The sequence below is a fragment of the Wolbachia endosymbiont of Drosophila incompta genome, assembly GCF_001758565.1.
In the GTDB taxonomy this organism is placed as follows: domain Bacteria; phylum Pseudomonadota; class Alphaproteobacteria; order Rickettsiales; family Anaplasmataceae; genus Wolbachia; species Wolbachia pipientis.
On record NZ_CP011148.1, the window covers coordinates 829,507 to 831,313 of the forward strand.

Consider the following 1,807-nt stretch of genomic DNA (forward strand, 5'->3'; position numbering starts at 1 on the left):
TTATAAACTCGTAAGGAAGTTGTAAAAACGAATCAAGCATTCCTGCAGAAGTATGATTTCCATATTCTTTGATACTAATTATTCCAGCATATTTACTCTCATTATGAGTCACAACCTGTATCATCTTACGGCCAAAGAATAACCTATGTACTGGTAAGTACCTTGATATTTCAGTTCTTAGCGGAAAAAGCGTATTTGTAACGAATCCACAATTTACGATTCTAGATAGAAACTCCATTATTTCGCAGAACAAACCATCTGGAGTTTCTTTTACTCCAAGAATTTTAGGCGAATAATTTCTAAGGCTTGTCACTACACGATTTGTCGTTTCCTCTAAATCTTCATACGTGGCACGTATATCACTTTCCCAAGCATGTTTTGAAGTTACATGTCCGAATTTTTTTAGTAGATGTGACAAAAATTCTACTCCTTTTGTGTCCGCTCTACGGATAATCGTAATGTATAGGTCATTAATAAATGATTGCCTTGTTGCGTGTTTTTCTCTCCATTTTAGATTTACGTGATTAGCGAAAAAATTCGGCAAACCTTGACTTGCAAATTCATCAGAAAAAATATTTTTCTTACGTCTGATAGTATGAAAATACAAACTAAATGCCGGAGATGAAATGCTTCTTAGCATCTGATTCCTGATGTTGTTCTGTATGACTAAATCCTCGTCATCGGCAGTTTCAAATGCAAAACCACTTAATTTTATAACCTTAACCAACCAATTTTCTTTTGTCATCAAGGTTGTGCTATTCCAATAGCAAGAATAAGGAATAAATTCAGCAGCGTGAACTTCCCTGTTCAGAGTAGATTTATTCTTTGATTGAATAGCCCTAAACCTCAGCATCAAACAACGTTAAGCAATATCATAAGAATTGGCTCCATGGTAAAAACGATTTAAACATTTCGAGCACTTTCCCAATTTTACCATAAATAATTCAATAAACAACGGTTCTTTTGCAGAAGCTATATAACCAAGTCCATGTATACCTGGTAACATTAAGAGAATCACTCTTAAATCATTTGAATTAATGAAAATTAGCATGCAAATCAGGACGTTTAATATTGCAAACATATAACTCACACCAAAGAGCATTGCAGGTCTTGTAAGACCTTTAAATAATTGATCTGTTTGTATACTACCTGTGGACATATCTTTAACCTTCTAATAATAGCTCTAACACTAATACTATATCATTATATTAAAAATCCATTGAAACTAGTAGCACTTTAAGTTAAGATACATTATTTAATCCCGATAATGACAAATTGGCCATTTCAAGAAGCAGAAAAAATATTGCAAGAGTTTCCTAATAAAAAAGAAATAATATTTGAAACTGGTTATGGACCCTCTGGTTTACCCCACATAGGAACCTTTGGAGAGGTTTTCCGCACTACAGTTATTGTAAATGCATTAAAAAAAATAGCTCCTGGTATAAAAACCAAAATCATTGCAGTTTCAGATGATATGGATGGTTTGCGAAAAATACCAGATAATGTGCCAAATCAAGAGATGCTAAGAGAGCACTTAAATAAACCATTGACTATGATACCTGATCCATTTGGCACTCATCAGAGTTATGGTCATCATATGAATTCATTGTTGTGTAAATTTCTTGATATGTTTGAATTTGAATACGAGTTCAGGAGTGCAACAGAGTGTTATAAATCTGGCGTTTACGATGAAAAACTTTTACTCTTACTGAAAAATTATGATAAAGTGATGGACGTAATGCTTCCATCATTTCGGGAAGAAAGACAGCAGACTTATAGTCCATTCTTGCCAATATGCCCAAAAACT

The 1,807-nt window shown here is 33.5% G+C and carries 3 protein-coding genes (1 of these 3 cut by a window edge); 1 reads left to right on the forward strand and 2 read right to left on the reverse strand.

Going from position 1 to position 1,807, the window contains the following annotated elements:
* A partial coding sequence (locus tag WG67_RS08540) for a VirB4 family type IV secretion/conjugal transfer ATPase (RefSeq protein WP_458694905.1) occupies positions 1–853 on the reverse strand: 853 nt, incomplete at its 3' end.
* A gap of 9 nt (positions 854–862) precedes the next feature.
* Positions 863–1,159: a type IV secretion system protein VirB3 gene (locus WG67_RS03665; protein ID WP_007548615.1), complete on the reverse strand. Its 297-nt coding sequence runs from the start codon at positions 1,157–1,159 to the stop codon at positions 863–865.
* Positions 1,160–1,267: 108 nt separating this feature from the next.
* Here WG67_RS03665 and WG67_RS03670 point away from each other — a divergent pair, with 108 nt between their 5' ends.
* Positions 1,268–1,807, forward strand: the 5' end (the start) of a protein-coding gene (locus tag WG67_RS03670; protein WP_070356927.1) for a lysine--tRNA ligase. 996 nt of this gene lie beyond the right edge of the window; the window shows 540 of its 1,536 coding nt (coding positions 1–540); it begins with the start codon at positions 1,268–1,270; its stop codon lies beyond the right edge, outside the window.

Excerpts from the sequence above, each read along its gene's own strand:
- WG67_RS03665 (WP_007548615.1), bottom strand. The coding sequence starts at position 1,159 with ATGTCCACAGGTAGTATACAAACAGATCAATTATTTAAAGGTCTTACA.